The sequence below is a fragment of the Polaromonas sp. genome (assembly GCF_018780625.1).
Taxonomy (GTDB): domain Bacteria; phylum Pseudomonadota; class Gammaproteobacteria; order Burkholderiales; family Burkholderiaceae_C; genus Polaromonas.
The window spans coordinates 1-2,555 of record NZ_JADMJK010000245.1; the positions used below are offsets into that span (position 1 = coordinate 1).

The 2,555-nt window shown below is 66.5% G+C and carries 3 protein-coding genes; 1 reads left to right on the top strand and 2 read right to left on the bottom strand.

From position 1 onward, the window contains the following. Positions 1–169 precede the first annotated feature (169 nt). Complete coding sequence (locus tag IV091_RS17395; RefSeq protein ID WP_293470578.1) at positions 170–1,090, bottom strand: tripartite tricarboxylate transporter substrate binding protein; 921 nt, start codon at positions 1,088–1,090, stop codon at positions 170–172. A gap of 93 nt (positions 1,091–1,183) precedes the next feature. Beyond that, the gene (locus IV091_RS17400) at positions 1,184–2,095 is read right to left on the bottom strand and encodes a LysR substrate-binding domain-containing protein (RefSeq protein WP_293470574.1); all 912 of its coding nucleotides are present in this window, start codon (positions 2,093–2,095) and stop codon (positions 1,184–1,186) included. A gap of 137 nt (positions 2,096–2,232) precedes the next feature. Here IV091_RS17400 and IV091_RS17405 point away from each other — a divergent pair. Then, a partial coding sequence (locus tag IV091_RS17405) for a PrpF domain-containing protein (RefSeq protein WP_293470575.1) occupies positions 2,233–2,555 on the top strand: 323 nt, incomplete at its 3' end.

Consider the following 2,555-nt stretch of genomic DNA (forward strand, 5'->3'; position numbering starts at 1 on the left):
GCAGGGACCCAGACTGCGGGTCGCCTTTTCTTTGGGTACTTTCTTTTGGCGAAGCGAAGCAAAAGCAAAGTGCCTCGCCCGCCGGGCTAGACCGGCCAGCCCAACCACGACAACCCAACCCGCTACCAAAAAAGTAACTGCCCAAGCCCACTCCAGCCAACTCAGCCGCTCAATCCGCCCGCACCCGGCCCGACCCAATCACCGGCTTCCATCGGCCAATCTCCGTCTCGATCAGCTTGCCAAACACCTCGGGCGTGCTGGGCGTGGCCACTGCGCCTTCGGCTGTCAGGCGCGACCTGAGCGCGGGGGCGTTGAGCGCCTGGTTGATCTGGTCATTGAGTTTGGCGACGATCTCGCGCGGCGTGCCGGCCGGGGCCACCACGCCATACCACTGGTCTGCCTCAAAGCCCTTGTAGCCGCTCTCGGCCACGGTGGGCACCTCGGGCAGGGCGTCCAGCCGCTGCGGGCTGGACACTGCCAGCGCGCGCAGCTGGCCGTTCTTGAGCTGGCTCATGACGGCCGGCGCGCCGGTGAACAGCAGCTGGATCTGGCCGCCCATCAGGTCGGTCACGGCCGGTGCGGTGCCGCGGTAGGGGATGTGCAGCAGCGAGGTGCCGGTCTGCAGCTTGAAGTATTCGGTGGCCAGGTTGGCGGCGCTGCCGTTGCCGCCCGAGCCGTAGTTGAGCTGGCCGGGCCTGGCCTTGGCCAGTGCCACCAGTTCCTTGAGGTTTTTGGCCGGCACGGCGGGGTGCACCACCAGCACGTTGGGCACCCGCGCGACCCAGGCGACCGGCGCAAAATCCTTGACCGGGTTGTAGGGTAGCTTGGGGTAAAGGCTGGGGTTCACGGCCAGCGTGCCGATGTGGCCCATCAGCAGGGTGTAGCCGTCGGCCGGGGCCTTGGCCACCTTGTCGGCGCCTATGGCTCCGCCGGCGCCGGGAACGTTGTCCACGATCACGCTCTGGCCCCAGGCCTTGGTCAGTTCCTGGCCAATCGCGCGCGCCAGGATGTCGGTGCTGCCGCCCGGCGTGAACGGCACCACGATGCGGATCGGTTTGGACGGATAGGCCGCAGGCTGGGCCTGCGCCATGCCCAGTGCGCCAAAAATAGTATAAAAAATGGCCGTGACGCTTATGTTGCGGGCATGAGTAGCTATGTTTTTCATAGTAATTGCGGCACTTTTTCAGGGGTTGTTGAGAAGTATCTTGGCGGTGCGCTGGATCAGCGCCAGCGTGGCCTGCTGCGTCAGCGTGGCCGGCCGCAGCGAACTGGTGACCAGCGACAGCCGCGTGCGCAGCGGCGGATCGCCAATCATGCGCACGCTGAACGCCGACGGCTTGATGGAGCTGGCCACCGCGTTGCGCGACAGCAGCGCGCAGCCGGCGCCGTCGGCCACCAGGTCCAGAATCGCGGACACGCCGTCAATCTCCAGCGCAATCGTGGGCCGGCAGCCGATGCCCGCCATTTCGGCTTCCACATGCATGCGGATGGCGTTGGGCCGGCTCGGAATCACCAGCGGCAGCCTGGCCACGTCCCTGAGCGCAATTGGCGGCGGTGGCGGGTCTTCCTGCAGGCCGGGCGGGCGCGCCTGCACCAGCAGCAGATCCTCGTCCAGCAACGGCGTCATCTCGATGCCGGCGGCGGGCTGCGCGTTGTACAGCACGGCAATGTCGAGCCGGCCGTTGAGCAGCCATTCCTGCATGACCGCAGACAGGCCCTCGCTGATCGACAGCCGGGCGTCGGGCAGTTCGTGGCGAAAGGCGCGCGTCAGCGGCACCGTCAGCACCCGGGCCAGCGTGGGCGGCAGGCCGATCGCCACGCGCCCGGCCAGCGAGCCGCGCACGCGGCCCAGTTCCTCGCGGGCGCGTTCCACCTGGTGCAAGATGCCGCGCCCGTGCGCCAGCAGCAGCTTGCCCGCTTCGGTCGGCGTGGCGCCGCGGCCGTTGCGCACCAGCAGGCTTTGGCGCAGTTCGACTTCGAGCAGGCGCACCTGCCGGCTCAGCGCGGGCTGGGCCACATCGAGCGCAATGGAGGCGCGCGTGAAACTGCCGAGTTCGGCCACGCGCACAAAATATTCAAGTTGTTTGAGGTCCACGGACTGCAGTTTATCGGCATATCAAAGCCGGCGGTATAGGTTTTTGTTCTAGCTGATAGTCGCGGCGCACCCTGTCGCCGGGCTTGATAAATCCAGACAATGCACCCTACTATTCGAACTCCGAGGACGACAAACCCATGACTTCCCAGACGGCCATTCCCTGCCTGTTGATGCGCGGAGGCACCTCCAAGGGTCCGTTTTTCAACGAAGCCGACCTGCCGGCCGACATTCCCACGCGCGACAAGGTCTTGCTGGCGGTGCTGGGCTCGCCCGACAAGCGCCAGATTGACGGCCTGGGCGGCGCGCATCCGCTGACCAGCAAGGTCGGCATTGTGCGCAAAAGCACCACGCCGGGCGTGGACCTCGACTTCCTGTTTGCCCAGCTGCAGCCCGACAAGGACACGGTGGACACCGCCGCCAACTGCGGCAACATGCTGGCCGCCGTGGTGCCGTTTGCGCT